Annotated in this window: 28 protein-coding genes and 5 tRNA genes; 31 read left to right on the top strand and 2 right to left on the bottom strand. The window is 59.9% G+C overall.

What is annotated here, in order from left to right; translation table 11 throughout:
• Positions 1-40: 40 nt before the first annotated feature.
• Positions 41-1,309, top strand: a complete 1,269-nt coding sequence (locus tag ASD07_RS24165; protein ID WP_055936248.1) for an EAL and HDOD domain-containing protein — start codon at positions 41-43, stop codon at positions 1,307-1,309.
• 1 nt (position 1,310) lies between these two features.
• On the opposite strand, the gene ASD07_RS24170 is transcribed toward ASD07_RS24165, so the two are convergent.
• The gene (locus tag ASD07_RS24170; protein ID WP_055936250.1) at positions 1,311-2,036 is read right to left on the bottom strand and encodes an SAM-dependent methyltransferase; all 726 of its coding nucleotides are present in this window, start codon (positions 2,034-2,036) and stop codon (positions 1,311-1,313) included.
• A 1-nt stretch (position 2,037) separates the two neighbouring features.
• Positions 2,038-2,628, bottom strand: coding sequence for a Maf-like protein (locus ASD07_RS24175; RefSeq protein ID WP_055936253.1), 591 nt, complete (start codon positions 2,626-2,628; stop codon positions 2,038-2,040).
• Positions 2,629-2,745: 117 nt separating this feature from the next.
• On the opposite strand from ASD07_RS24175, the gene ASD07_RS24180 reads away from it, so the two are divergent.
• The 30 genes from ASD07_RS24180 to ASD07_RS24320 all read left to right on the top strand — a co-directional run bounded on the left by ASD07_RS24180 (position 2,746) and on the right by ASD07_RS24320 (position 23,832).
• Complete coding sequence (locus tag ASD07_RS24180; RefSeq protein WP_055936256.1) at positions 2,746-3,243, top strand: DUF177 domain-containing protein; 498 nt, start codon at positions 2,746-2,748, stop codon at positions 3,241-3,243.
• A gap of 133 nt (positions 3,244-3,376) precedes the next feature.
• Entirely contained in the window at positions 3,377-3,559 is a 183-nt protein-coding gene (gene rpmF, locus ASD07_RS24185) for a 50S ribosomal protein L32 (protein ID WP_055936259.1), read from the top strand.
• 85 nt (positions 3,560-3,644) lie between these two features.
• Positions 3,645-4,745: a phosphate acyltransferase PlsX gene (gene plsX, locus ASD07_RS24190; protein ID WP_082507540.1), complete on the top strand. Its 1,101-nt coding sequence runs from the start codon at positions 3,645-3,647 to the stop codon at positions 4,743-4,745.
• A complete protein-coding gene (locus ASD07_RS24195; RefSeq protein WP_055936262.1) occupies positions 4,699-5,688 on the top strand; it encodes a beta-ketoacyl-ACP synthase III in 990 nt (329 codons plus the stop codon). The genes plsX and ASD07_RS24195 overlap by 47 nt, the downstream gene beginning before the upstream one ends.
• Positions 5,689-5,729: 41 nt before the next feature.
• Positions 5,730-6,671 (top strand): ACP S-malonyltransferase, encoded by a 942-nt coding sequence (gene fabD, locus ASD07_RS24200; protein WP_055936265.1) that lies wholly within the window; start codon positions 5,730-5,732, stop codon positions 6,669-6,671.
• A gap of 12 nt (positions 6,672-6,683) precedes the next feature.
• On the top strand, positions 6,684-7,430 hold the full coding sequence (fabG, locus tag ASD07_RS24205; RefSeq protein WP_055936268.1) for a 3-oxoacyl-ACP reductase FabG: 747 nt from the start codon (positions 6,684-6,686) through the stop codon (positions 7,428-7,430).
• A 143-nt stretch (positions 7,431-7,573) separates the two neighbouring features.
• Positions 7,574-7,813: an acyl carrier protein gene (acpP, locus tag ASD07_RS24210; RefSeq protein ID WP_055936274.1), complete on the top strand. Its 240-nt coding sequence runs from the start codon at positions 7,574-7,576 to the stop codon at positions 7,811-7,813.
• Between the two features lie 39 nt (positions 7,814-7,852).
• Positions 7,853-9,097 (top strand): beta-ketoacyl-ACP synthase II, encoded by a 1,245-nt coding sequence (fabF, locus tag ASD07_RS24215; protein ID WP_055936277.1) that lies wholly within the window; start codon positions 7,853-7,855, stop codon positions 9,095-9,097.
• 77 nt (positions 9,098-9,174) lie between these two features.
• Positions 9,175-9,558 (top strand): protein YgfX, encoded by a 384-nt coding sequence (locus ASD07_RS24220; RefSeq protein ID WP_057247411.1) that lies wholly within the window; start codon positions 9,175-9,177, stop codon positions 9,556-9,558.
• A 24-nt stretch (positions 9,559-9,582) separates the two neighbouring features.
• Positions 9,583-10,161, top strand: a complete 579-nt coding sequence (locus tag ASD07_RS24225) for a sigma-70 family RNA polymerase sigma factor (RefSeq protein WP_055936284.1) — start codon at positions 9,583-9,585, stop codon at positions 10,159-10,161.
• A 9-nt stretch (positions 10,162-10,170) separates the two neighbouring features.
• Positions 10,171-10,428, top strand: a complete 258-nt coding sequence (locus ASD07_RS24230; RefSeq protein WP_055936287.1) for a hypothetical protein — start codon at positions 10,171-10,173, stop codon at positions 10,426-10,428.
• Between the two features lie 106 nt (positions 10,429-10,534).
• The gene (locus tag ASD07_RS24235) at positions 10,535-12,019 is read left to right on the top strand and encodes a DegQ family serine endoprotease (protein WP_055936291.1); all 1,485 of its coding nucleotides are present in this window, start codon (positions 10,535-10,537) and stop codon (positions 12,017-12,019) included.
• A gap of 146 nt (positions 12,020-12,165) precedes the next feature.
• Entirely contained in the window at positions 12,166-12,408 is a 243-nt protein-coding gene (locus ASD07_RS24240; RefSeq protein ID WP_055936294.1) for a glutaredoxin family protein, read from the top strand.
• 137 nt (positions 12,409-12,545) lie between these two features.
• A complete protein-coding gene (gene lepA / locus ASD07_RS24245; RefSeq protein ID WP_055936297.1) occupies positions 12,546-14,339 on the top strand; it encodes a translation elongation factor 4 in 1,794 nt (597 codons plus the stop codon).
• The gene (lepB, locus tag ASD07_RS24250; RefSeq protein WP_055936300.1) at positions 14,336-15,265 is read left to right on the top strand and encodes a signal peptidase I; all 930 of its coding nucleotides are present in this window, start codon (positions 14,336-14,338) and stop codon (positions 15,263-15,265) included. The genes lepA and lepB overlap by 4 nt, the downstream gene beginning before the upstream one ends.
• Before the next feature lie 21 nt (positions 15,266-15,286).
• Positions 15,287-15,664 carry a DUF4845 domain-containing protein gene (locus tag ASD07_RS24255; protein WP_229207272.1) on the top strand — a complete coding sequence of 126 codons (378 nt, stop codon included), beginning with the start codon at positions 15,287-15,289 and terminating at the stop codon, positions 15,662-15,664.
• Between the two features lie 6 nt (positions 15,665-15,670).
• Positions 15,671-16,459: a ribonuclease III gene (gene rnc / locus ASD07_RS24260; protein ID WP_055936303.1), complete on the top strand. Its 789-nt coding sequence runs from the start codon at positions 15,671-15,673 to the stop codon at positions 16,457-16,459.
• Between the two features lie 18 nt (positions 16,460-16,477).
• Positions 16,478-17,380 carry a GTPase Era gene (gene era / locus ASD07_RS24265; protein ID WP_055936306.1) on the top strand — a complete coding sequence of 301 codons (903 nt, stop codon included), beginning with the start codon at positions 16,478-16,480 and terminating at the stop codon, positions 17,378-17,380.
• Positions 17,380-18,156 (top strand): DNA repair protein RecO, encoded by a 777-nt coding sequence (recO, locus tag ASD07_RS24270; RefSeq protein ID WP_082507541.1) that lies wholly within the window; start codon positions 17,380-17,382, stop codon positions 18,154-18,156. The genes era and recO overlap by 1 nt, the downstream gene beginning before the upstream one ends.
• A gap of 9 nt (positions 18,157-18,165) precedes the next feature.
• The gene (gene pdxJ / locus ASD07_RS24275) at positions 18,166-18,924 is read left to right on the top strand and encodes a pyridoxine 5'-phosphate synthase (protein WP_055936313.1); all 759 of its coding nucleotides are present in this window, start codon (positions 18,166-18,168) and stop codon (positions 18,922-18,924) included.
• A complete protein-coding gene (acpS, locus tag ASD07_RS24280) occupies positions 18,921-19,319 on the top strand; it encodes a holo-ACP synthase (protein WP_055936317.1) in 399 nt (132 codons plus the stop codon). The genes pdxJ and acpS overlap by 4 nt, the downstream gene beginning before the upstream one ends.
• Positions 19,312-21,165 (top strand): excinuclease ABC subunit UvrC, encoded by a 1,854-nt coding sequence (gene uvrC / locus ASD07_RS24285; RefSeq protein WP_055936320.1) that lies wholly within the window; start codon positions 19,312-19,314, stop codon positions 21,163-21,165. The genes acpS and uvrC overlap by 8 nt, the downstream gene beginning before the upstream one ends.
• Positions 21,166-21,230: 65 nt before the next feature.
• Positions 21,231-21,821, top strand: a complete 591-nt coding sequence (gene pgsA, locus ASD07_RS24290; RefSeq protein ID WP_055936323.1) for a CDP-diacylglycerol--glycerol-3-phosphate 3-phosphatidyltransferase — start codon at positions 21,231-21,233, stop codon at positions 21,819-21,821.
• An 80-nt stretch (positions 21,822-21,901) separates the two neighbouring features.
• Positions 21,902-21,977: transfer RNA gene (locus tag ASD07_RS24295), tRNA-Gly, on the top strand.
• Between the two features lie 90 nt (positions 21,978-22,067).
• Positions 22,068-22,143: transfer RNA gene (locus tag ASD07_RS24300), tRNA-Gly, on the top strand.
• Between the two features lie 41 nt (positions 22,144-22,184).
• Positions 22,185-22,260, top strand: a tRNA-Gly gene (locus tag ASD07_RS24305).
• 16 nt (positions 22,261-22,276) lie between these two features.
• Positions 22,277-22,352: transfer RNA gene (locus ASD07_RS24310), tRNA-Gly, on the top strand.
• Positions 22,353-22,400: 48 nt separating this feature from the next.
• Positions 22,401-22,474 (top strand) — tRNA-Cys (locus ASD07_RS24315).
• Positions 22,475-22,836: 362 nt separating this feature from the next.
• On the top strand, positions 22,837-23,304 hold the full coding sequence (locus ASD07_RS31125; protein WP_156398163.1) for a hypothetical protein: 468 nt from the start codon (positions 22,837-22,839) through the stop codon (positions 23,302-23,304).
• Between the two features lie 249 nt (positions 23,305-23,553).
• Entirely contained in the window at positions 23,554-23,832 is a 279-nt protein-coding gene (locus tag ASD07_RS24320; RefSeq protein WP_055936326.1) for a hypothetical protein, read from the top strand.
• Positions 23,833-23,841 lie beyond the last annotated feature (9 nt).

Here is a 23,841-nt window from a genome sequence, read left to right on the forward strand (position 1 = left end):
TATAGTCTTGTAACCATGTGTTTTAGCAATGGGGAAACCCATGACAGCCGTGGTTGAAAGTGAAGTGCCGATTCCAATGCCGTATGCCAATCAGTTCTTCTTGGCACGGCAACCCATCCTCAACCGCAGCCAGCGGCTCGTGGCCTACGAGCTGCTCTATCGAAATGCCGAAGTCCATGAAGCCCATGTGACTGACGGTGCCCATGCCACTGCTTCCGTCATTGCCCATGCTTCCGAGCTGGGCATGGAGCAGGTGGTTGGCGACCAGCTTGCCTTCGTCAATGTCGATACGACGGGGTTGATGAGCGATTTCATTCACTTCCTGCCCAACGATAAGGTCATCCTCGAGGTGCTGGAGTCGGTGGAGCCGACGCCGGACGTGCTGAGGCGGGTGCAGGAGTTGAAGCAGGCGGGCTACAAGTTCGCCCTGGACGATGTGGCGGGCGAGAGCGAGGCGGTGACGGCTTTGCGGCCGCTGATGGACGTGATCAAGGTCGACATCAAGCAGATCGAACGCGGCCGCTTGCCCGAATTGACGCGCTACTTGCGCAATCCGAACCAGAAGCTGCTGGCCGAGAAGGTGGAGACGGTCGAGGAGTTCCGCGAATGCATGGACCTGGGTTTTGAGTACTTCCAGGGCTATTATTTTGCGCGGCCGGTAATCCTGAGCGGGAAGAAGATTACGCCTTCCCAGTTGTCCATCATGCACTTGCTCGACTTGCTGAACCAGGATGCGGACCAGCGCGAGGTGGAGCGCAGCGTCAAACATGACCCCTTGATTTCCCTGAACCTGCTGCGGCTGGTGAATACGCCGTCGGTGGGAGCGCGCTTCCGCATCAATTCGGTCGGCCACGCCTTGATCGTCCTGGGGCGGCGCCAGTTGCAGCGCTGGCTGCAGATCCTGCTGTATGTGAAGGGCTCGGAATTCGATTCGCCGCTGCTGCAGATGGCGACCACGCGCGGCAAGACCATGGAGCTGGTGATGGGGCATACGCGGCCTTCCGAGAGGGTGGCGGCGGATATCGGCTTCACGGTTGGCATCATGTCGCTGATGGATGCGCTGTTCTCGGTGCGCATGGGCGAAATCCTTGATAGCGTCAATGTGCTGGACGAGGTGCGCGATGCGCTGCTGCATCGCGAAGGCGAACTGGGCCTGGCGCTGCGCCTGATCGAACTGATCGAGCGGGCGCAGGAGGGGCAGGAACTGACCGGCATCCTGCACAAGCTCGATCTGGCGCCCTCGGCGCTGTATGCCTTGCAGTGCGAGGCGTTCGAGTGGGTCAATGAATATGCCCACTCGGTTCAATAGCCTATTGGGCCAGTAGCAGGAAAACCGTAGGCTTCTTGTGGAAGTCCGGCGCCTTGCCGGAGTCAAGCAGGCCTTTCCATTGAGCGCCCGTGCGGGTGTGGATCGTTTCCGTTGCCAGGCTGATGTCGGTGGCCACGCAGATCAGCGTGCTGCTGTGGCATGCGCCGACCAGCGCTTCCAGCATGGCGGCGTTGCGGTAGGGCGTTTCGATGAACAGCTGCGTTTGCTTTTCCTGGCGCGAGCGGGTTTCCAGTTCTTTCAGGCGCTTGGCGCGTTGCGCGGCGTCGGTCGGCAGGTAGCCGTTGAAGGCGAAGCTCTGGCCGTTCAGGCCGCTGGCCATGACGGACATCAGGATGGAGGAGGGGCCGACCAGCGGGCGCACCGGGATGTGGCTGGCGTGGGCCAGGCGGACCAGGTCGGCACCGGGATCGGCCACCGCAGGGACGCCGGCCTCGGACAGCAGGCCGACATCGTGGCCGGCTTTCAGGGGCTCGAGCAGGGCTTGCAGCGCTTGGGCCGGCGTGTTGATGTTCAGCTCGCTGATGGCGATTTCCTGGATCGGCTTGGCGGTGCCGACTTGTTTCAGGAAGGCGCGCGCGGTCTTGGCGTTTTCGGCGACGAAGTGGGTGAGCTGGCTGGTAAGCTGCTGCACGTGCTGCGGGATGACCTGGTCCAGTGATTCGGTTGGGCCCAGGGTGTTAGGGATTAAAAACAGTGTTCCAGTCATATTACTTGGTAAAGAAGGTGACGCCGGCGGCGCGCAGCATGCCGGTCAATGCGATCAGAGGCAAGCCGGTGAGGGCAGTCGGATCGTTGGAGTCGATGCGTTCGAGAATGGCGATGCCCAGCGCTTCGTTCTTGGCGCTGCCGGCACAATCATAGGGCTGTTCGAGGCGCAGGTAGGCATCCAGTTCTTCATCCGGCAGGTCGCGGAACTTGACCGTGGTGCGGATGTCTTCAAGCTGGTGGGTATTGTTGCGCCCATCCCACAGGCACAGGGCGGTATGGAATACCACTTCGCGGCCGCGCATTTTCTGCAATTGGGCCAGCGCATTGGCATGGTTGCCAGGTTTGCCGATTTGTTCATCGTCCAAAGTGGCGACCTGGTCGGAGCCAATAACCAGTGGGCCCGGATGGCGGCAAGCCACGGCGGCGGCCTTTTCACGGGCCAGTCGCAAAGCGGTGGCGGACGGTGATTCGCCCGGTTGAGGGCTTTCGTCGATATCCGGTACGTCGACTGTGAAGGGCAGCTGGAGGCGCGACAGCAGTTGCCGGCGATAGGCCGAGCTGGATGCAAGGATGATGTTGGTTGTTTTCATCAGGGAAATGTTATATGCTCTCTGCGCCGTAGAAAAAGAGCGAAAAGTCTCGCAAGTCTTTGACGTGGTGTGGAAAATCCTGTTATTATCGCAGGTTTTCGAGGGAAATTTTAGCCAATGAATGCTTTTGAGATCGACGCTTTTGAATTTTGTCGGACCAACAGCAGCAAGGAAGGGGTAGCTCCCGTCGCTGAAATGACCCGGTTTGGCAAGGAATGCGCCAATACTTCCGGTGAGGTGTCCTGGAAGGTGGAAGGCGGTTCCAGCAAGCAGGGCTACCCGCAGCTGCGCCTGACCGTTGCCGGTAAAGTGCAACTGGTGTGCCAGCGCTGCCTGAGCCCGTTTGAATATGAAATCGATTCATCGACCATCCTGCTGCTCGGCAAAGATGACGCGGATGCGGACGAGATCGAGGAAGTCATTGACGATGAAAGCATTGACGTCATCGTTGGTGCGCGCTCCATGAATCTCATGGACCTGGTTGAAGATGAGGCCCTGCTGGCCTTGCCGCAAGCGCCGAAGCACGAGGTGTGCCCTGATACCTCGCTGGTCGACTCTGCGAAAAATGAGAAGGCATCGCCCTTCGCCGGCCTGAAAGGCCTGAAAACGAATTAATCGGTTTGTAGTAGCAAAGAACGTGTCAAAACGCGTGCAGTAATCGAGTTTGGCATGGATGTAAAAGCTCGATTCGCATGTTTTTGCGCATCGGATGTGTTAAAATCTTAGAACTTTAGTATTAGGAGTCATCATGGCTGTTCAACAGAACAAGAAATCCCCGTCGAAGCGCGGCATGCACCGTTCGCACGATTTTCTGGTAGCACCGAACCTGGCCGTTGAGCCAGTGACCGGCGAAACCCACCTGCGTCACCACATTTCGCCTAACGGCTTCTATCGTGGTCGCAAAGTGCTGAAGACCAAGAACGACGAGTAATCGACGTTTGTAGCCTTTGGCCACAAGACAAAGCGGTGCTACGCAGGTTCTCTGACGTCGCGCCGCTTTTTCTTTGAGTTATACAATGACAATCAAAATCTCTATCGACTGCATGGGTGGCGATCATGGCCCCTCAGTTACCATTCCCGCAGCAATCTCTTTCCTCAAGCACGAACCGAACGCCGAGCTGATCCTCGTTGGCCTGGAAGACGTTATTCGCGCTGAATTGAAGAAGCACCACGCCGAGGCCGAACCGCGCCTGACTATCCTTCACGCATCTGAACAGGTCACCATGGATGACCCGCTCGAGGTCGCTTTGCGCCGCAAGAAGGATTCGTCGATGCGCGTGGCCATTGAGCAGGTCAAGGCGGGCAATGCCGCCGCGTGCGTTTCTGCCGGCAATACCGGCGCGCTGATGGCAGTCTCGCGCTATGTGCTGAAAACCATGCCTGGCGTCGACCGCCCGGCGATCTGCAGTATCCTGCCTAATCAGAAGAACGGTCCGACCTACGTGCTGGACCTGGGCGCCAACGTGGATTGCGAGCCGCACCACCTGCACCAGTTCGCGATCATGGGTTCGGTGCTGTGCCAGGCTGCCGAGGGCATTGAGCGCCCAAGCATTGGCTTGCTGAACGTGGGTACCGAAGACATCAAAGGTAACGAGGTGGTCAAGGCCACGGCGGAGCTGCTGAAGGCCGACCATGCGCGCGGCGCCCTGAATTTCCACGGCAACGTGGAAGGTAATGATATTTTCAAAGGCACCGCCGACGTGGTGGTGTGCGATGGCTTCGTCGGTAACGTAACGCTGAAGGCGGTGGAAGGCCTGGCGCGTTTGGTGAAGACGGTGCTGACAACCGAATTCAAGCGAAATCCGATCACCATGCTGGGCGCCCTCATTGCGCGCTCGGCCCTGAAGCAGATCGGTAATCGCCTGAATCCTGCCCGCTATAACGGCGCTGGCTTGCTGGGCCTGCGCGGCCTGGTGTTCAAGAGCCATGGCGGGGCGGAGGCGGAGGCCTATGAATGGGCGATCCGTCGTGCATATGATGCGGCAAAAAACGACGTACAAGAGCATTTGTCGGCAATGATTGCCGAACTGATGCCGCAAGAAGAGCCGCCAACCGAACCGAGAGACACGCATGACCCTGTACAGCAAGATCGTAGGCACGGGCAGCTACCTGCCTGAGAAACGCGTCACCAACCATGAACTGGCGGCCCAACTGGCTGCCAAGGGTATCGAGACGTCGGACGAGTGGATTGTGTCGCGCAGCGGCATCTCCGCTCGCCACTATGCGGAGCCGGAACAGGCTTCGTCCGACCTGGGCGTGATCGCTGCCAGGCGCGCGCTGGAAATGGCCGGCATGCAGCCGGACGATATCGACCTGATCATCGTCGCCAGCTCGACGCCCGACTTCTACGGCAGCTTCCCCAGCACGGCCTGCATCGTGCAGAAGAAGCTGGGCATGACCAACAACTGCGCGGCAGTGGACGTGCAAGCCGTGTGCAGCGGCTTCGTCTATGCGGTGTCGACTGCGGACAGCTTCATCAAGTCCGGCATGCACAAGAATGTGCTGGTGATCGGCGCCGAAGTTTTCTCACGCATCCTGAATTTCGAAGACCGTACCACCTGCGTGCTGTTTGGCGATGGCGCTGGCGCGATTGTCATGAGCGCGTCGCAAGAGCCGGGCATCCTGGCGTGCAAGCTGCATGCGGACGGTCGTCATTCCGATGTGCTGCGCGTACCGGGCAGCCTGTCCAACGGCGCCATCGCCGGCAGCGCTTTCCTCTACATGGATGGCCAGGCGGTGTTCAAGCTGGCAGTGTCGGTGCTGGAGAAGGTGGCGTACGAGGCGCTGGATGCGGCCGGCATGACCTCCGGGCAGATCGACTGGCTGATCCCGCACCAGGCCAATATCCGCATCATGAACGGCACCGCCAAGAAGCTGGGCATGGCGCCGGAAAAGATGGTGGTGACTGTCGACCAGCATGGCAATACTTCCGCCGCTTCGATCCCGCTGGCGCTTGACGTCGCGGTGCGCGATGGCCGCGTGAAGAAGGGCGATGTGGTGATGATGGAAGGTGTGGGCGGCGGCTTCACCTGGGGTGCCGTCCTGGCGCGCATGTTATAAAATGCAGTCCTTTTTAGAATAAGAAGTCTAAAGGTTGAAAGATGAATAAATTCGCGTTCGTGTTCCCGGGCCAGGGTTCCCAGGCCGTGGGCATGCTGGAAGGTTTTGCCGGCAACCCGGTGGTTGCGCAAACCCTTGCTGAAGCTTCCGATGCTTTGCAGTTCGACCTGGGCAAGCTGATTGCCGAAGGTCCGAAAGAAGAACTCGACCTGACCACCAATACCCAGCCGGTCATGCTGACCGCTGCCGTGGCAGCTTACCGCGCCTGGATCGCCGCTGGCGGTCCGGTGCCAAGCGTGGTTGCCGGCCACTCGCTGGGCGAGTACTCGGCCCTGGTTGCCGCGGGCGTGATTTCCTTTAAAGACGCGGTGCCGCTGGTGCGCTTCCGCGCGCAAGCGATGCAGGAAGCCGTGCCGGTAGGGCAGGGCACCATGGCTGTCATGCTGGGCCTGTCCGACGAAGACGTGCGTGCAGCCTGCGCCGAAGCCGCTGCCGCAGTGCCGGGCGAAATCGTGGAAGCAGTTAACTACAATGCGCCGGCACAAGTGGTGGTGGCCGGCCATACCGCCGCAGTCGAAAAAGCCTGCGAAATCGCCAAGGCCAAAGGCGCCAAGCGCGCCATGCGCCTGCCGGTCTCGGCCCCGTTCCACAGCTCGCTGCTGAAGCCGGCTTCGGACCGCCTGCGCGACTACATGGCGTCGATCCACTTCAACGTGCCGCAAATCCCGCTGATCAACAACGTCGACGTGGCCGTGCTGTCCGACCCGGCATCGATCAAGGATGCGCTGGTGCGCCAGGCTGCCTCCCCGGTGCGCTGGGTGGAAACCATGCAAAAAGTTGCTGCCGACGACATCACGAATGTGGTTGAATGCGGTCCGGGCAAGGTCCTGATGGGCCTGGCCAAGCGTATCGACGCCCGCCTGGTTGGCGAAGCCATCTACGACCAGGCAACCCTCGAACGCATGCTGGAAACCCTGAAATAAAGAAGGACGATAATGACTCTCGCTAATCAAGTAGCACTGGTGACCGGCGCCTCGCGCGGCATCGGCAAGGCAATCGCGCAGGAACTGGCCCGCCAGGGCGCGAAAGTGATCGGCACCGCCACCACCGAAGCCGGCGCTGAAGCAATTTCGGCTTACCTGGCTGACATCGGCGCCGAGGCAGGCAAGGGCATGGTGCTGAACGTCACCAGCGCCGAGCAGTGCGCTGCCATCATCGACGACATCTCGAAAACCTGCGGCGCCGTCGGCATCCTGGTCAATAATGCGGGCATCACCCAGGACAACCTGGCCATGCGCATGAAGGACGAGGAGTGGGACAGCGTGATTGCCACCAACCTGACGTCGGTTGGCCGCCTGTCGCGCGCGGTCCTGCGCGGCATGATGAAAGCCAAGACCGGGCGTATCATTAACATCACCTCCGTGGTGGCATCGGCCGGCAATCCTGGCCAGATGAACTACGCTGCCGCCAAAGCTGGCGTCGAGGGCATGACCCGCGCCCTGGCCCGTGAAATCGGCAGTCGCAACATTACCGTCAACAGCGTTGCACCAGGTTTTATCGATACCGATATGACCAAGGCGCTGGGCGAAGACCAGCATGCGACCCTGCTGACCCAGATTCCCCTGGGCCGCCTGGGCAAGCCGGAAGACATCGCTGCAGCGGTCACTTTCCTGGCTTCGCCAGCTGCCGCTTATATTACCGGTACCACCCTTCACGTGAACGGTGGTATGTATATGAATTGATACGGTTATGCGGCATAATGCCGCACGATCGCATCATTTAATAGTGATTTCAACGTAGATCAAATCAAACGTCGAAATTAGTTTATAGGCGCGCAAACCTGCTAAAATGCGCGCTTTCCGTAACAACATATTGGAGCCATAACATGTCGGATATCGAACAACGCGTTAAGAAAATCGTCGCTGAACAACTGGGCGTCGCTGAAGCAGACATCAAGACCGAATCCTCCTTCGTTGACGATCTGGGCGCCGATTCCCTGGACACCGTTGAACTGGTAATGGCACTGGAAGACGAGTTCGAAATGGAAATCCCAGACGAACAAGCTGAAAAGATCACCACCGTGCAGCAAGCGATCGACTACGCAACTGCACACGTCAAGGCCTAATCAAAGCCCTGACTCTCCGATCCACTCCGGGAGACTCGCTTGAGTTCTAAAAACCGTCGTGTAGTGGTCACCGGCCTTGGTGTAATTTCCCCCGTCGGCAACAGCGTTGCCGACGCGTGGAAAGCAATCACCGAGAGCAAGTCCGGGATCGCAAACATTACTAGTTTTGACGCGTCGGCCTTTTCCACCCGTTTCGCGGGTGAAGTGAAAGGCTTCAACGTCGAGGACTACCTCGACGCCAAAGAAGCGCGTCACATGGATAAATTCATCCACTTCGGCATGGCCGCTGGCATCCAGGCAATCCAGGATTCCGGCATCACGGTCACCGAAGAAAATGCCGATCGCATCGGCGTGATCATTGGTTCCGGCATCGGCGGCTTGCCGATGATCGAAGCGCAGAAGGAAGACTACGACAAGCGCGGTCCGCGCCGTATCTCCCCGTTCTTCGTACCGGCCTCGATCATCAATATGATTTCCGGCAACCTGTCGATCAAGTACGGCATGCGCGGTCCAAACCTGTCCATCGTGACGGCTTGCACCACCGGCCTGCATTCGATCGGTGCGGCTGCTCGCCTGATTGAATACGGCGATGCGGATGTCATGATCGCCGGCGGCGCGGAATCCACCGTATCGCCACTGGGCCTGGGCGGTTTCGCTTCGGCTCGCGCACTGTCCTCGCGCAACGATGACCCAGCTACCGCGTCCCGCCCATGGGACATGGACCGCGACGGCTTCGTGCTGGGCGAAGGCGCAGGCGTCATGGTTCTGGAAGAGTACGAACACGCGAAAGCGCGCGGCGCCAAGATCTATGCAGAATTGCTGGGCTTTGGCATGAGCGCCGATGCATATCACATGACCTCGCCTCTGGAAGACGGCGCTGGTGGCAGCAAGTCGGCGCAAAACGCGCTGAAGAACGCTGGCATCAACCCTGACCAGGTGAACTATGTGAATGCGCACGGTACCTCGACCCCGCAAGGCGACGTGGCGGAAGTCCAGGGTGTCAAGCGCACCTTCGGCGACCATGCCAAGAAGCTGGTTGTCAGCTCCACCAAGTCGGCCACCGGCCACCTGTTGGGCGGCGCTGGCGGCCTGGAGACCGTGTTTACCGTACTGGCGATCCACAACCAGGTGATCCCGCCGACCATCAACCTGTTCAATCAGGATCCGGCATGCGATCTGGACTTCTGCGCCAATACCGCGCGTGAAGCAACGATCAACTATGCGCTGAAGAACTCCTTCGGCTTCGGCGGCACCAACGGCAGCCTGCTGTTCGCTAAAGTCTAAACGGAACTTCCAAGCCTGGCCCCGGTCTTAGCACCGGGGCGAGCGCTTCCGCTGTACCCCCCCAGATTATTTATCCGATGTCGATCGCGGCCTCTGTCGCTGTCCGTCCGTCGCCATGCCTGAACGCTTTGCGGGCAGGAATTGTTGCGTCCGTGCTGGCCGTGGGTGCCTGGAGCGGGCAGCCTTTGCTGGCGGCAGCGGCGCTGGCAAGCCTGCGGCGCGAAGTCAATTGCAGCCACATTGATATTTCCGGTGTCGGAGAAATCCGGCTGACGGTATACCGGAAGCAGTGCCGGGCACGCTTGCTGGACGGCTGCACCGCCTGGCCCGGCGCCTTGCTGCTGCATATGGAGCTGGAACAGGGGCAACGCCTGTGGCTGGTCTTGCTGCCCGATTCAGTCGCGCGCGGCGAATGGCGCCGGCTGCAAGCAGCAGTGCGGGCCCAGCTTCAAAAAATGTGAACCAATCTTCGCGGGGCTGCTCTTATGTCGGAGGACCCAGATCGTGAGCTGGTCGAGCGGGCCCGGGCGGGAGAGCGGGCAGCCTTCGACTTGCTGGTGGCGCGCTACCAGCGGCGGCTGCTGCGGCTGGTGCTGCGCCTGCTGCGCGATCCGGCCGAAGCGGAAGATGTGGTGCAGGAGACCTTCCTGAAGGCGTACCGCGCCTTGCCGCGCTTTCGGGCCGAAGCAGCGTTTTACACCTGGCTGTACCGGATTGCCTTGAACGGCGCGCGCAATGCGATCCTGCGGCGGCGCCAGCGCAGTGCACCGCAGGCTATAGCGCCGTCCCAGTTGCCGGCGCCGCTGCCCGAGATCGGTACCCCGGAATCGATGTTGCTCAGCAAACAGGTGATGCTGGCGATCGATGCGGCACTCGAGGCATTGCCGCTGGAACTGCAGACCGCCATCGTGCTGCGGGAGATCGAGGGCTTGAGTTATGAGGAAATTGCGCAAATCATGGAGTGTCCGCTGGGAACCGTGCGCAGCCGGATTTTTCGGGCGCGTGAAGCGATTGCGCGGCGCCTGCGGCCTTTGCTGGATTTGCCTGTCGATAAGCGTTGGTGAGGAGGGGCAATGATCTTGCTGCCGGATGAGGAAGGGCTGCCTGTGGGCGCCCAGGTCCATGCGATGATCGGGCAGGCGCTGCGGCAAAGCGTGGCCGGCGTCGAGCCGAGCGCCGGTTTCGCGGCGCGGCTGGCGGCCGCGCTCGATGCAGCGGGACAGGATGGCCGGCCGGCGGCGGCAGGCGCCCAGGCCGGCGAGGGCGGGCAAGCGGGCGAGCCCGCGCGTGATGCGGGGCAGGGCTCGGAGGCTGTTGAAACAGCCTCTTGAAACCGGGCGGGGTTGCCCGCAACATATCGTCACAATATCCGGCTCCCGTTTAACGCGAAGCTGATTTATATTGCTTGTTCTTCATTGACTTTCATTGAACGCAACCATGAAAAAAACCATGATTTCTGCGCTGGTCCTCAGTGCAGCCTCCCTCGGCCTGCCGGCCGTTGCCGGTTTCGCGCCCGCCTATGCAGCGGCTCCCGCCGTGGCCGGTTTACCGGATTTTGCCGACCTCGTTGAACGAGTCGGCCCGGCAGTCGTGAATATCCGTACCACCGAACGCATTACCCAGAAGGATGTCGACGCGGCCGGGCAGGCCGATGAAATGCAGGAATTCCTGCGCCGTTTCTTTGGCGGCCAGATCCCCCGCGGCCAGGGGCAAACCCCGCGCCGCCGCAACCTGCCTTCGCCGGGCCAGGAAATCCAGCGCGGCATCGGTTCCGGCTTCGTGGTGTCGGCCGACGGCTATGTGCTGACCAATGCCCACGTGGTCGATGGCGCCGACGAGGTCTACGTGACGCTGACCGACAAGCGCGAATTCAAGGCCAAGGTGCTGGGCGCCGATGCGCGCGCCGACGTGGCCGTGCTGAAAATCGATAGCGGCAAGCTGCCATACCTGACCATTGGCGACCCGAACAAGGCGCGCGTGGGCGAATGGGTGATCGCCATCGGCTCGCCGTTCAACCTGGAGAACACCGTGACCTCCGGCATCATTTCGGCCAAGGCGCGCGATACCGGCGACCTGCTGCCGCTGATCCAGAGCGATGTGGCGGTCAATCCAGGCAACTCGGGTGGTCCGCTGATCAACCTGCGCGGCGAAGTGATCGGCATCAATTCCCAGATCGCGACACTGTCGGGCGGCTATAACGGTATTTCCTTTGCGATTCCGATTGACGAGGCGATGCGCGTGGCCGACCAGCTGAAGAAGTCCGGCAAGGTAACGCGCGGCCGCCTGGGTGTGCAGATCGGCGAATTGAACAAGGACGTCGCCGAGTCGCTGGGCCTGAAGAGCAACAAGGGCGCGGAAGTGACCCAGGTCGAATCGGGCAGCCCGGCCGACAAAGGCGGCCTGCGCGTGGGTGACGTGGTCATCAAGTACAACGGCAAGGAGATCGACCGCTTTGCCGACCTGACCCGCATGGTGCTGGGCACGGCGCCAGGCACCAAGTCGACCTTGACGGTGTGGCGCAAGGGCGCCCCGGTGGACGTGCACGTGACCGTGGGCGAGGCCGATCCGGACAGCAAGGTGGCCGGCCGTTCCGGCGGCAGGAAGGGCGAGAAGAAGGATGAGGCGCCTGCCAGCGCAGCCAATACGCTGGGCTTCGTGGTCAGCGACCTGACCCCGGCGCAGAAGCGTGAGCTGGGTGTAAGCGGTGGCGTGATTGTCGAAGATACCGACGGCCCGGCCGAGGCTGCCGGCCTGCGCCAGGGCGATATCCTGCTGATGCTGAATAACCAGGATATCGTGGATGCCAAGCAGTTCAATGCTGCCGTGGCCAAGCTGGATCCGAAGCGGGCCGCTGCCGTGCTGGTGCGCCGCGGCAGCCAGGCGCAGCACTTCTCGCTGCGTCCGACGCCGGCTGCCAAGTAAGCGCTGCCCCATCGTCGCCGCGCGTTTGTCGCCCATCGGGGCGGCAAGCCCGCGGCGGCCTTGCATTCGGTTTGCCGTTATGCCCCGGGGCGCTACAATGGCAACCCGCGCCCGAGGGGGCGCAGACCAGCCGACGCAAGCCCTGAATGCACTTCACACTGTACTCCCGCTCCTACTGCCACTTGTGCGACGACATGCTGGCCGCCCTGAATGCCCTGCAAACCCCGGAAAAGCCGTTTACCGTCGAGGTAATCGACGTCGATGCCGACGCGGCCCTGGTGGCGCGTTTCGATGAGCTGGTGCCGGTGCTATTTGCCGATCCGGCTGAGCCGGAACTGTGCCATTACTTCCTGGACGAGGCCAGAGTACGTGCCGTGTTGTCGGAATGATTGCTGTTCTGGCATTGTTTCTCTAGAAATCCGGCTTTCTCCTCTGAAATCCGGTAAAATGCCGGGGGTTACCCTTGCATTGATTTCCATAAAAAGGCGCTCAAGCGCCTTTTTGTTATAGCTCGCTTCGATTTTTAATGAATAACATTCGCAATTTTTCCATCATCGCCCACATTGACCACGGCAAGTCCACGCTGGCCGATCGCATCATCCAGCTGTGCGGCGGCCTGTCCGACCGCGAGATGGAAGCGCAGGTCCTCGACTCCATGGACCTGGAACGTGAACGCGGCATCACCATCAAAGCCCAGACCGCAGCCCTGAAATACAAGGCGCGCAACGGCGAAATCTACAACCTGAACCTGATCGACACCCCGGGCCACGTCGACTTCTCCTATGAAGTGAGCCGCTCCCTGTCGGCCTGCGAAGGTGCGCTGCTGGTGGTGGATGCGTCGCAGGGCGTGGAAGCGCAGACCGTAGCCAACTGCTACACCGCGCTCGACCTGGGCGTGGAAGTGGTGCCGGTACTGAACAAGATCGACTTGCCGAACGCCGACCCGCCAACCGCGATCGCGGAAATTGAAGACGTGATCGGCATTGAAGCCGGCGACGCGGTGCACTGCTCGGCCAAAACCGGCCTGGGCGTGGAAGATGTGCTGGAATCGATCATCGCCAAGGTGCCGCCGCCGAAGGGCGACCCGGAAGCGCCGCTGCAGGCGCTGATCATCGATTCCTGGTACGACTCCTATGTCGGCGTGGTGATGCTGGTGCGCGTGGTAAACGGTACCCTGCGTCCAAAAGAAAAGATCCGCCTGATGGCGACCGATTCGGTGCAGCTGGTGGAGGACATCGGCATCTTCTCGCCGCGCTCGGTTTCGCTGCCGCAGCTGAGCGCAGGCCAGGTTGGCTTTGTGATCGCCGGCATCAAGGAACTGAAAGCGGCACGCGTGGGCGACACCATCACCACCGTGGCCAAGCCGGCCACAGCGCCGCTGCCAGGCTTCAAGGAAGTGCAGCCGCAGGTGTTCGCCGGCCTGTTCCCGGTCGAAGCCAACCAGTATGACGCGCTGCGCGACTCGCTGGAAAAGCTGAAGCTGAACGACGCCGCCCTGATGTACGAGCCGGAAGTGTCGCAAGCGCTGGGCTTCGGCTTCCGCTGCGGTTTCCTCGGCCTGCTGCACATGGAAATCGTGCAGGAACGCCTGGAACGCGAATTCGACATGGACCTGATCACCACGGCGCCGACCGTGGTGTATGAGGTGGAAATGCGCGACGGCACCGTGATCCACGTCGACAACCCGTCGCGCATGCCGGACCCGAGCCACATCAACGAAGTGCGCGAGCCTATCGTCACCGTCAACCTGTACATGCCGCAAGAGTATGTCGGCTCCGTGATTACCCTGTGTATCGGCAAGCGCGGCTTGCAGATGGATATGGCCTACCATGGCCGCCAGGTGAAGCTGGTGTACGAAATGCCGATGGCCGAGATCGTGCTGGACTTCTTCGACAAGCTGAAGTCCACCTCGCGCGGTTACGCTTCGATGGACTACGAGTTCAAGGAAAACCGCGCCGCCGACGTGGTCAAGGTCGACATGCTGATCAACAGCGAAAAAGTCGACGCGCTGGCCATCATCGTGCACCGCGCCAATGCGCCATACCGCGGCCGTGCCGTGGCGGCCAAGATGCGCGAACTGATCCCGCGCCAGATGTTCGACGTGGCGATCCAGGCTGCCATCGGCTCCAACATCATCTCGCGTGAAAACGTGAAGGCGATGCGCAAGAACGTGCTGGCCAAGTGCTACGGCGGCGACATCAGCCGTAAGAAAAAACTGCTCGAGAAGCAGAAAGCAGGTAAGCGACGCATGAAACAAGTGGGCTCCGTGGAGATCCCGCAAGAGGCATTCCTGGCAATCCTTCAAGTGGACGAGAAATGACACTGCAATCCATCCTGGGCAATTTTGCTTTAATCCTGTTCGTCCTGATGGTGGTGACGGGGATCATCTGGGTCCTCGACCTGGTGGTATTCTCCAAGCAGCGCCGCGCTGCCGCCAACCGGGCCCTGGTCGAATACGACGAGCGCATGGCGCGCTCGGCGGCCAACGGCATCCGCATGGACGAGCAGGGCAATGCCCGCTCCAAGCTGGAAGCGGACATCCTGCGCCAGCCGACCTGGATCGAATATTCGGGCAGCTTCTTCCCGGTGATTGCGCTGGTGTTCTTCCTGCGCTCCTTCCTGTGGGAGCCGTTCAAGATCCCATCGTCGTCGATGGTGCCGACCCTGCTGGTGGGCGACCTGATCCTGGTGAACAAATACACCTACGGCATCCGCCTGCCTATCCTCAACAAAAAGGTGGTGCAGCTCAACGACCCGCAGCGCGGCGACGTGATGGTGTTCAAATATCCGAAGGACATGAGCCAGGATTACATCAAGCGGGTGATTGGCGTGCCGGGTGATAAAATTGTTTATCAAAACAAGCGTTTAACGGTGAATGGCCAGGTGGTTGGCTATACCGCGATGGAAGACTACCTGGAAGAAGGCACCCTTACTTACCAGAAACAGTTCACCGAGCAGCTGGGCGACGTGCAGCACCGCATCCTGAACAATGAGAAGGCGCCGCCGGTCCTGATCGGCCAGGTGGACGACAATTATCCGCACCGCGAAGCGTGCACCTACAACTATGAAGGCTTTTCGTGTGTAGTTCCTGAAGGAAATTACTTTATGATGGGCGACAATCGGGACAATAGTGCCGACAGCCGTATCTGGGGTTTCGTACCGGACAAGAACATCGTAGGCAAGGCTTTCTTCGTCTGGATGAACCTGGGTAATTTCAATTTTGATCGTCTTGGCGGCATTCGCTAAGCAGATAGGGGAGCAAAACATATGCGCATGCAGCGTGAACGTGGCATTAGCCTGATTGGCCTGATTTTTGTGATCGCCATCCTGGGGGTACTCGGCTTGATTGGTGCGCAGATCCTGCCGACCTTCATTGAGTACCGTTCCATCGCGGGTGCGATTGACCGTGCCAAGAAGGATGGCGGCGACAATATCAAGGCAATCCAGGACTCCTTCAACAGGAGTGCCGAAGTAGGCTATATCTCTTCGATTACCTCGCGCGACCTGCTTATCGAGCGCAATGGCGGCGAATTCGACATCAGCTTCGCCTATGAGAAGAAGATTCCCTTGTTTGGCCCGGCCAGCCTGCTGATGGAGTATGAGGGCACGACAAAAAAGGCTGGCGCAAAGAAGAAGGTTGAATAACAAGTGATGAATTTACAGTTATTGCAAACCAGGTTGGGCTACACGTTCCAGGATGTTGGATTGCTCCAGCAGGCCTTGACGCACCGCAGCCACAGCAGTTTGCATAACGAACGGCTGGAATTCCTCGGCGACTCGATCCTTAACTGCGTGGTCGCCTCCATTCTGTACGAACGTTTCAATTCCCTCGACGAGGGCGACCTGTCGCGTGTGCGCGCCAACCTGGTCAAGCAGCAATCCCTGTTCGAAATCGCCCAGAAGCTGGAGCTGTCGCAGTTCCTGCGCCTGGGCGAGGGCGAACTGAAATCGGGCGGTTTCCGCCGCCCGTCGATCCTGGCCGATACCCTGGAAGCCCTGCTGGGCGCCATTTACCTGGACGGCAGTTTCGACAAGGCCGCGGGCGTGATCCGTGCCTTCTACATCCCGATCCTGGACTCGGTCGATCCGCAGACCCTGGGCAAGGATGCCAAGACGCTGCTGCAGGAATTCCTGCAGTCGAAGAAGATCTCGCTGCCGCTGTATAACGTGGTCGCCACCCATGGCGCTGCGCACAGCCAGGAATTCGAGATCGAGTGCCTGGTGCCGAAGCTGGGCATCCAGGTGTTCGGGCGAGGCGGCAGCCGCCGCGCCGGCGAGCAGGCCGCTGCCAAGCTGGCACTGGAAGTCGCTGAGGAAGCCCTGAAGAAGGCGCCGTCCGCGGGCCGCAAGCCGCGCCAGCGCTCGGCCCAGCTCAAGCTGGCCGGCATTGCCACGGTCCAGGGCGAAACGGCGGCTGACAAGAAGCTCGCCAAACAATAACTGAATTGAGTTTGCATCATGACTAGTGCACCCACTCCCGCCGGCTTCCGCTGCGGCTACATCGCCATTGTCGGCCGGCCGAACGTCGGCAAGTCGACCCTGATGAATACGCTGATCGGCGCCAAGGTCAGCATCACCTCGCGCAAGGCGCAGACCACGCGCCACCGCATCACCGGCATCCAGACCGTGCCGGACGCCCAGTTCATTTACGTCGATACGCCGGGCTTCCAGACCCGCCACTCGAATGCGCTGAACAAGACGCTGAACAAGACCGTCACCAACACGCTCGAATCGTCAGACCTGATCCTGTACATCGTGGAAGCGGGCACCTTCGGCCCAGCCGACCAGCAAGTGATGGACCTGCTGCCAAAGAACGTGCCGGTGATCCTGGTGATCAACAAGTCCGACCGCGTGAAAGACAAGGCCGTGCTGATGCCGTTTGCGCAGCAGATCGCCGAGAAGTTCCAGTTCACTGCGATTGTGCCGGTCAGCGCCAAGCTGCGCTTCCAGCTCGACGGCCTGCAGAACGAGATCAAGAAGTACCTGCCGGAAAATGAACCGATCTTCGGCGAAGACGATATTACCGACCGCAGCGAGAAATTCCTGGCATCGGAAATCGTGCGCGAAAAGCTGTTCCGCTTTGTCGGCGACGAGCTGCCGTATACCAGCACGGTGCTGATCGAGAAATTCGAGCAGGAGGGCAACCTGCGCCGCATCTTCGCCGCCATCCTGGTGGAGCGCGACGGCCACAAGTCCATGATCATCGGTAACAAGGGTGCGCGCCTGAAGGAAGTCAGCACCCAGGCCCGCCAGGACATGGAAAAGCTGTTCGGCGGCCCGGTCTACCTCGAGATCTGGGTGAAAGTCAAATCCGGCTGGGCCGATAACGAAGCCGGCCTGCGCGCATACGGCTACGAATAATGTCTGAACTGGCAGCCGCTGCGCCCACCCAGCGCCGCCGCGCGCCAGGGCAGCAGCGCACCGTGGGCACCAGGGTCAGCGAGCAGCCGGCCTTCGTGCTGCATAGCTATCCCTACAAAGAAACTTCGCTCATCGTCGAGCTGTTCACGCGCGATTACGGGCGCGTGGCGCTGATTGCAAAAGGCGCCAAGCGGCCGCACTCCCAGCTGCGCGGCGTGCTGCAAACCTTCCAGCCGCTGACGACCGGCTGGACCGGCAAAAACGAGCTGCGCACATTGACTGACGCCGATTGGGTCGGCGGCATGCTGCCCCTCGAAAAGACCGCGCTGCTGTGCGGCTTCTACCTGAACGAACTGCTGGTCAAGCTGACCGCGCGCGACGATGCGCATGCCAGGCTGTTCGACCATTACGTCTCCACCCTCAACCAGCTGGCCCACAATGAACCGGCGCCGATCGTGCTGCGCAAATTCGAGATGGCGCTGCTGAAGGAGACCGGCGTGGCGGCCGACCTGGCGCGCTGCACCGACACGCGCACGAAAGTCGTGGCCGATGTACATTATGTGGTGGACCCGGATCGCGGCCCGCGTCCGGAGCGCGACGACGACACAGCGCCGCGCGTCGCCGGCAAGACACTGCTCGACATGGAGCGCGAGGATTACACCGACCCGGCCACGCAAGCGCAAAGCAAACAGTTGATGCGCTACCTGTTGTCCTGGCATCTTGGCGGCGCGCCATTGAATACGCGCCAGATATTGATCGATTTGCTGCAACTTTAAGAAAAGAATATGAGCTTCCTGTCTCCCTCCGGCACCGTCATCGACCTTGGCGTGAATATCGATCACGTGGCCACGCTGCGCAATGCGCGCGGCACCGTGTATCCAGACCCGATCCGCGCTGCGCTGCTGGCCGAACAGGCCGGCGCCGACTGCATTACATTGCACCTGCGCGAAGACCGCCGCCACATCAAGGATGCCGACGTGATTGCGCTGGCGCCGCAACTGCTCACCCGCATGAACCTGGAGGCGGCCGTCACCCAGGAAATGATCGACTTCGCCTGCCGCATCAAGCCGGCCGACGTCTGCCTGGTGCCGGAAAAGCGCACCGAGATCACCACCGAGGGCGGCCTGGACGTGGTGCGCTTCCACAAAGAGGTGGAAGCCGCCGTCAAGCAGCTGCAAGGGGAGGGCATCCGCGTTTCCCTGTTCATCGATGCCGACGAAGAGCAGATCAAGGCCGCCGCCGCCGTTGGCGCGCCAGTGATCGAGCTGCACACCGGCGCCTATGCCGATGCCGAAGGCGACGCGCAGGCGCGCGAGCTGGCGCGCATCAAGGACGGGGTGCGCTGGGGCGTGCAGAATGGCCTGAAGGTCAATGCCGGCCACGGCCTGCACTACGCCAATGTCCAGGCCATCGCTGCCATTCCGGACATCGCCGAACTGAACATCGGCCATGCCATCGTGGCGCACTCGATCTTCGCCGGCTGGGAGAATGCCGTGCGCGAGATGAAGGCCATCATGGTGTCGACCCGCCTGGGCGCGAAATGATCTACGGGATCGGGACGGACGTCAGCAAAGTACCCCGCATCGCCGCCGCGCTTGAACGCAGCGGCGAGCGCTTTGCGCGCAAGATCCTCGGTCCTGACGAATTCCTGGTCTACCAGGAACGCTGCGCCCGCAGCCCGCTGCGCGGCGTGCGCTATGCTGCGACCCGCTTCGCCGCCAAGGAGGCCTTTTCCAAGGCGCTCGGCCTGGGCCTGCGCCCGCCGATGACCTGGCACACGGCGCAGTTGCTCAATGACGACTTGGGCAAGCCCTATATGGCCTGCAGCGGTGCACTGGGCGAATTCATGTTGCAGAACGCGCTGGTCGCCCATATCTCCGTGAGCGATGAAGAGGATTACGCGGTTGCCTATGCGATCGTCGAGCGAGCGAATGACTGAAGAAACCTTAGACCCACGCGAACAGGTGCTGGCCACCGTTGCCAAGCTGCCCAACCTGCCCGGCGTATACCGCTACTTCGATGCCGAAGACAAGGTGCTTTACGTGGGCAAGGCGCGCGATCTGAAGAAGCGCGTGTCGAGCTACTTCCAGAAGAACCTGTCGAGCCCGCGCATTGCGCTGATGGTCGAGCGCATCGCGCGCCTGGAGACCACGGTAACGCGCAGCGAGGCCGAAGCGCTGATCCTGGAAAACAACCTGATCAAGGCGCTGCAGCCGCGCTACAACATCCTGTTCCGCGACGATAAGAGCTATCCCTACCTGAAGATCACGGGCGGCGACGTGCCGCGCATGGTGTACTACCGCGGTGCGGTGGATCGCAAGCACCAGTATTTCGGCCCGTTCCCTTCATCGTGGGCGGTGAAGGAATCGATGCAGATCCTGCAAAAGGTTTTCATGTTGCGCACCTGTGAAGACAGCGTCTACATGAACCGCACGCGCCCCTGCCTGCTGCACCAGATCGGCCGTTGCAGCGGCCCTTGCGTGGGCCTGATAGCCCCCGAGGACTACCGCAACGACGTCAATAACGCAGCGCGTTTCCTGCGCGGCCGGCAGACCGAGGTGATGCAGGAACTGGAGCAGAAAATGCTGGCCTATGCCACCGAGCTCAAATTCGAGCAGGCGGCGGTGGTGCGCAACCGCATCCAGTCGCTGTCCAAAGTGCTGCACCAGCAGTCGATGGAAACCACCGGCGACCAGGACGTGGATATCCTGGCCGTGGTGGTGCAGGGCGGACGCGCCTGCGTCAACCTGGCCATGGTGCGCGGCGGCCGCCATCTGGGCGACCGCGCCTACTTCCCGACCCATGTGATGGACGCCGAGGTCGTAGCCGAGCGCCCGATCGAGCAGGAAGTGCTGTCAGCCTTCCTGGTGCAGCATTACACGGAAAAGAGCATCCCCGGCACGCTGATCCTGAATATCGAATTCGACCAGCCGGAGCTGATCCTGGCGCTGCAGGAGCAGTGCGGACACCGCATTCACCTGATCTTCCAGCCGCAAGGCCAGCGCCGCCAATGGCAGGACCTGGCGCAAAAGGGCGCCGAGATCTCGCTGGCACGACTGCTGTCCGAACAAGGCTCGCAGCAGGCCCGCACCCGCGCGCTGGCCGAAGTGCTGGGACTGGAAAATGAAGACCTCGACACTCTGCGCGTGGAGTGCTTCGACATTTCGCATACGGCAGGCGAAGCGACCCAGGCTTCGTGCGTGGTATTCCACCATCATCAGATGCAGAACGGCGAATACCGCCGCTACAACATCAACGACATCACGCCGGGCGACGATTACGCCGCCATGCGCCAGGTGCTGACGCGCCGCTACGAGAAAGTGGCCGGCGGCGACGGCGTGATGCCGGACGTGGTGCTGATCGACGGTGGCAAGGGCCAGGTTGAGATGGCGCGCCAGGTGTTTGTCGAACTGGGGCTGGACATCAGCCTGATCGTCGGCGTGGCGAAAGGCGAGGGCAGGCGTGTCGGCCTCGAGACGCTGGTCTTCGTCGATGGCCGCGAGCCGCAGGAACTGGGCAAGGAATCCGCCGCCCTGATGCTGGTGGCCATGATTCGCGACGAGGCGCACCGCTTCGCCATCACCGGCATGCGGGCAAAGCGCGCAAAGGCGCGCCAGACCTCGCGCCTGGAGGAGATCGAAGGCATCGGTGCCAAGCGCCGGCAAAAGCTGCTGTCCCGCTTTGGCGGCCTGAAAGGCGTGATGAACGCCAGTATCGAGGACCTGAAGTCGGTGGAGGGTATTTCCCACACCCTGGCAGAAGAAATCTACCGGCAGTTGCACTAGAGTGGCTTTGAATGCGCCGCCGTTATACACTAGCGGCGCGTCATTACAATTCTTATACACCGCATATGCCTTTCAACATCCCGATCCTTCTGACCTGGTTGCGCGTCGCGCTGATTCCCCTGGTCGTTGGCGTGTTTTACCTTCCTGTCACCTGGCTCACTCCGCACGAACGCAATCTGGCCGCCACGCTGATCTTCATCGTCGCCGCCGTTACCGATTGGTTCGACGGCTTCCTGGCACGCCGCTGGAACCAGACTTCGGCATTTGGCGCCTTCCTCGACCCCGTAGCCGACAAGCTGATGGTGGCAGGCGCCTTGCTGGTACTGCTTAACCTGGACGGCGGCAGATGCCATCCGATCGTCGCCTTCATTATCATTGGCCGCGAGATCACGATTTCCGCCCTGCGGGAGTGGATGGCGCAGATCGGCGCCTCCAAATCGGTGGCGGTCAGTTCGATCGGCAAGATCAAGACCGCCGCGCAAATGAGTGCCATCCCAATGCTGCTCTACTACGACGTGCTGTGGGGTGCCATCGACACGCGCTTCTGGGGCGACCTGCTGCTGTGGCTGGCCAGTGTGCTGACTGTGTGGTCCATGTTCTATTACCTGAAGAAGGCATGGCCCATGATTAAGGAACGTTCGGGCAACTTATCCTAAATAACAATATTGCCCCTTGACAGCGCCCATAGTTCATCTATAATGCTGGCCTGCTGTTGATGACGGCGCAGTGATGCGAAGCGGGAGTAGCTCAGTTGGTAGAGCGCAACCTTGCCAAGGTTGAGGTCGAGAGTTCGAGACTCTTCTCCCGCTCCAAAAGTCATCAGCAACAAAGCGGTAAGCAAGCAGTAATAATCGCACTGGAAATATGAGAATGTTTCTGCGATAATGCGGTTCCTCTGAAATGCGGGAGTAGCTCAGTTGGTAGAGCGCAACCTTGCCAAGGTTGAGGTCGAGAGTTCGAGACTCTTCTCCCGCTCCAGTTCACTGGAGCAGCAGTAGTAGTAAATGAAATAACTCCATGCGGGAGTAGCTCAGTTGGTAGAGCGCAACCTTGCCAAGGTTGAGGTCGAGAGTTCGAGACTCTTCTCCCGCTCCAAGTTTTTCAAACCCATGCGGGAATAGCTCAGTTGGTAGAGCGCAACCTTGCCAAGGTTGAGGTCGAGAGTTCGAGACTCTTTTCCCGCTCCAGAATTCGAAGAGACACGCGACCTGCCGCGGCTCTTGTGTGACCCCTTCGGCGGGGTAGCAAAATGGTTATGCAGCGGCCTGCAAAGCCGTGTACGCCGGTTCGATTCCGGCCCTCGCCTCCAAAACGTCAAGGGTTTGCTGCTGTGAGTGGCAAATCTGATAAAAGTCCCCGAGAAATCGGGGATTTTTTTTGCTTCGCGAATCGCACTGGTTCGATACGTCTCCTGCATACTTGGTGTTTTCAGCATAGATGTTTAGACCACGCTCTATCAAGCTGAGCCACAGCATTTAGTCGGCGAAATCCGAAATGATTTGTTGACGAACTGTTGAGAGGCGACCTCGAGGCAAACGGCAAATCGTGGAACAGTTCCTCAAGTTTCGACGGATGAGCTTTTGAAGGAGTCTTGTCACTGGTGGGCACGCCCTGGATCGGGGAACGCGGCTGCGCTGACAATGCAGCAATCACTCAAACGTTGGAATGATAATGACCAAAAGATCTTCAAAAGTGTGTTTGGACGCGCTGATGGCGTCCCGTAACTTTATTAAAGAGATTGCTCGGCGGGAGCTACAGGCGGGTCTGGCGCTGAGCACTGAAGACTTCAGACATGCCACGTGGGCCGATTACAATTATCGTGATCCAAAGGGCAAGCACGACCCATCGGGGGTAAATGCATTTGTAAAGACGGAAGACGTCTCACATACGATTTATTTGGGTGGGCTTTGGAATGTAATAAGGGAAAAAGGTGCAGTTGAAATTGGTGCGCTAATAGTTCATGAATTGACCCATTTTGATGACATTGGCTATTCAACTGATGGCTACAGCAAAGTAGGTCGAGGCAGTGGAACAGTAAATAGTCCTGCTGAGATGGGAAAAATGCGGAGGGAGTTTCCTGAGCATACTTTGCAGCATGCATACTCGATTGAAAATTACGCTAGGGATACTGGGAAATGATCAATACAGCGTTGGGAATGTCGATGGTTGCAATGATCCATACGATTGGCCACCGGTTCAAACGACCTTCTATTATGGAGGTGACTGCGATCTACGGATAAAAGAACGCTAGCGAAGTCTGTCTATTCTATTTGCGGAGAACGGGTATGAAACGACCTGCACATATATATGTGATGACGGGACCTCGTTTTATATAAATCTGAGCAATTGGAAGCAGCCGAATTGCCCAGCCTATTGAGGGAATGGGAAATGAACTTTCGTTTTGATCTCACCAAGGAAGCCGTGGCAGCGCTACTTAGCTTCTTAAAGGAAATTCCAGAAGTCGAATTTGCTGTTTTTGCGCCGGTTCAGGATGCAAGGGATGCCGAGAAAAAAAGGTGGGCCATGGGCATTTACGACAAGAAGAACCTGGGCGCCGAAGAGACGATCCTCGTGGGTGGACTTGAGTTCTACATTGATCCATCCATGTCGGCGGCGTTGTACGGTCAGACGCTCTCCTATATCGACGGTGCATTTGTCATTGTTTGATATTTGAAT

This window comes from Duganella sp. Root336D2, assembly GCF_001425005.1.
GTDB lineage: Bacteria > Pseudomonadota > Gammaproteobacteria > Burkholderiales > Burkholderiaceae_D > Rugamonas.

Excerpts from the sequence above, each read along its gene's own strand:
- ASD07_RS24165 (WP_055936248.1), top strand. The coding sequence starts at position 41 with ATGACAGCCGTGGTTGAAAGTGAAGTGCCGATTCCAATGCCGTATGCC.
- ASD07_RS24170 (WP_055936250.1), bottom strand. The coding sequence starts at position 2,036 with ATGACTGGAACACTGTTTTTAATCCCTAACACCCTGGGCCCAACCGAA.
- ASD07_RS24175 (WP_055936253.1), bottom strand. The coding sequence starts at position 2,628 with ATGAAAACAACCAACATCATCCTTGCATCCAGCTCGGCCTATCGCCGG.
- ASD07_RS24180 (WP_055936256.1), top strand. The coding sequence starts at position 2,746 with ATGAATGCTTTTGAGATCGACGCTTTTGAATTTTGTCGGACCAACAGC.
- rpmF (WP_055936259.1), top strand. The coding sequence starts at position 3,377 with ATGGCTGTTCAACAGAACAAGAAATCCCCGTCGAAGCGCGGCATGCAC.
- plsX (WP_082507540.1), top strand. The coding sequence starts at position 3,645 with ATGACAATCAAAATCTCTATCGACTGCATGGGTGGCGATCATGGCCCC.
- ASD07_RS24195 (WP_055936262.1), top strand. The coding sequence starts at position 4,699 with ATGACCCTGTACAGCAAGATCGTAGGCACGGGCAGCTACCTGCCTGAG.
- fabD (WP_055936265.1), top strand. The coding sequence starts at position 5,730 with ATGAATAAATTCGCGTTCGTGTTCCCGGGCCAGGGTTCCCAGGCCGTG.
- fabG (WP_055936268.1), top strand. The coding sequence starts at position 6,684 with ATGACTCTCGCTAATCAAGTAGCACTGGTGACCGGCGCCTCGCGCGGC.
- acpP (WP_055936274.1), top strand. The coding sequence starts at position 7,574 with ATGTCGGATATCGAACAACGCGTTAAGAAAATCGTCGCTGAACAACTG.
- ASD07_RS24220 (WP_057247411.1), top strand. The coding sequence starts at position 9,175 with ATGTCGATCGCGGCCTCTGTCGCTGTCCGTCCGTCGCCATGCCTGAAC.
- ASD07_RS24225 (WP_055936284.1), top strand. The coding sequence starts at position 9,583 with ATGTCGGAGGACCCAGATCGTGAGCTGGTCGAGCGGGCCCGGGCGGGA.
- ASD07_RS24230 (WP_055936287.1), top strand. The coding sequence starts at position 10,171 with ATGATCTTGCTGCCGGATGAGGAAGGGCTGCCTGTGGGCGCCCAGGTC.
- ASD07_RS24235 (WP_055936291.1), top strand. The coding sequence starts at position 10,535 with ATGAAAAAAACCATGATTTCTGCGCTGGTCCTCAGTGCAGCCTCCCTC.
- ASD07_RS24240 (WP_055936294.1), top strand. The coding sequence starts at position 12,166 with ATGCACTTCACACTGTACTCCCGCTCCTACTGCCACTTGTGCGACGAC.
- lepA (WP_055936297.1), top strand. The coding sequence starts at position 12,546 with ATGAATAACATTCGCAATTTTTCCATCATCGCCCACATTGACCACGGC.
- lepB (WP_055936300.1), top strand. The coding sequence starts at position 14,336 with ATGACACTGCAATCCATCCTGGGCAATTTTGCTTTAATCCTGTTCGTC.
- ASD07_RS24255 (WP_229207272.1), top strand. The coding sequence starts at position 15,287 with ATGCGCATGCAGCGTGAACGTGGCATTAGCCTGATTGGCCTGATTTTT.
- rnc (WP_055936303.1), top strand. The coding sequence starts at position 15,671 with ATGAATTTACAGTTATTGCAAACCAGGTTGGGCTACACGTTCCAGGAT.
- era (WP_055936306.1), top strand. The coding sequence starts at position 16,478 with ATGACTAGTGCACCCACTCCCGCCGGCTTCCGCTGCGGCTACATCGCC.
- recO (WP_082507541.1), top strand. The coding sequence starts at position 17,380 with ATGTCTGAACTGGCAGCCGCTGCGCCCACCCAGCGCCGCCGCGCGCCA.
- pdxJ (WP_055936313.1), top strand. The coding sequence starts at position 18,166 with ATGAGCTTCCTGTCTCCCTCCGGCACCGTCATCGACCTTGGCGTGAAT.
- acpS (WP_055936317.1), top strand. The coding sequence starts at position 18,921 with ATGATCTACGGGATCGGGACGGACGTCAGCAAAGTACCCCGCATCGCC.
- uvrC (WP_055936320.1), top strand. The coding sequence starts at position 19,312 with ATGACTGAAGAAACCTTAGACCCACGCGAACAGGTGCTGGCCACCGTT.
- pgsA (WP_055936323.1), top strand. The coding sequence starts at position 21,231 with ATGCCTTTCAACATCCCGATCCTTCTGACCTGGTTGCGCGTCGCGCTG.
- ASD07_RS31125 (WP_156398163.1), top strand. The coding sequence starts at position 22,837 with ATGACCAAAAGATCTTCAAAAGTGTGTTTGGACGCGCTGATGGCGTCC.
- ASD07_RS24320 (WP_055936326.1), top strand. The coding sequence starts at position 23,554 with ATGAACTTTCGTTTTGATCTCACCAAGGAAGCCGTGGCAGCGCTACTT.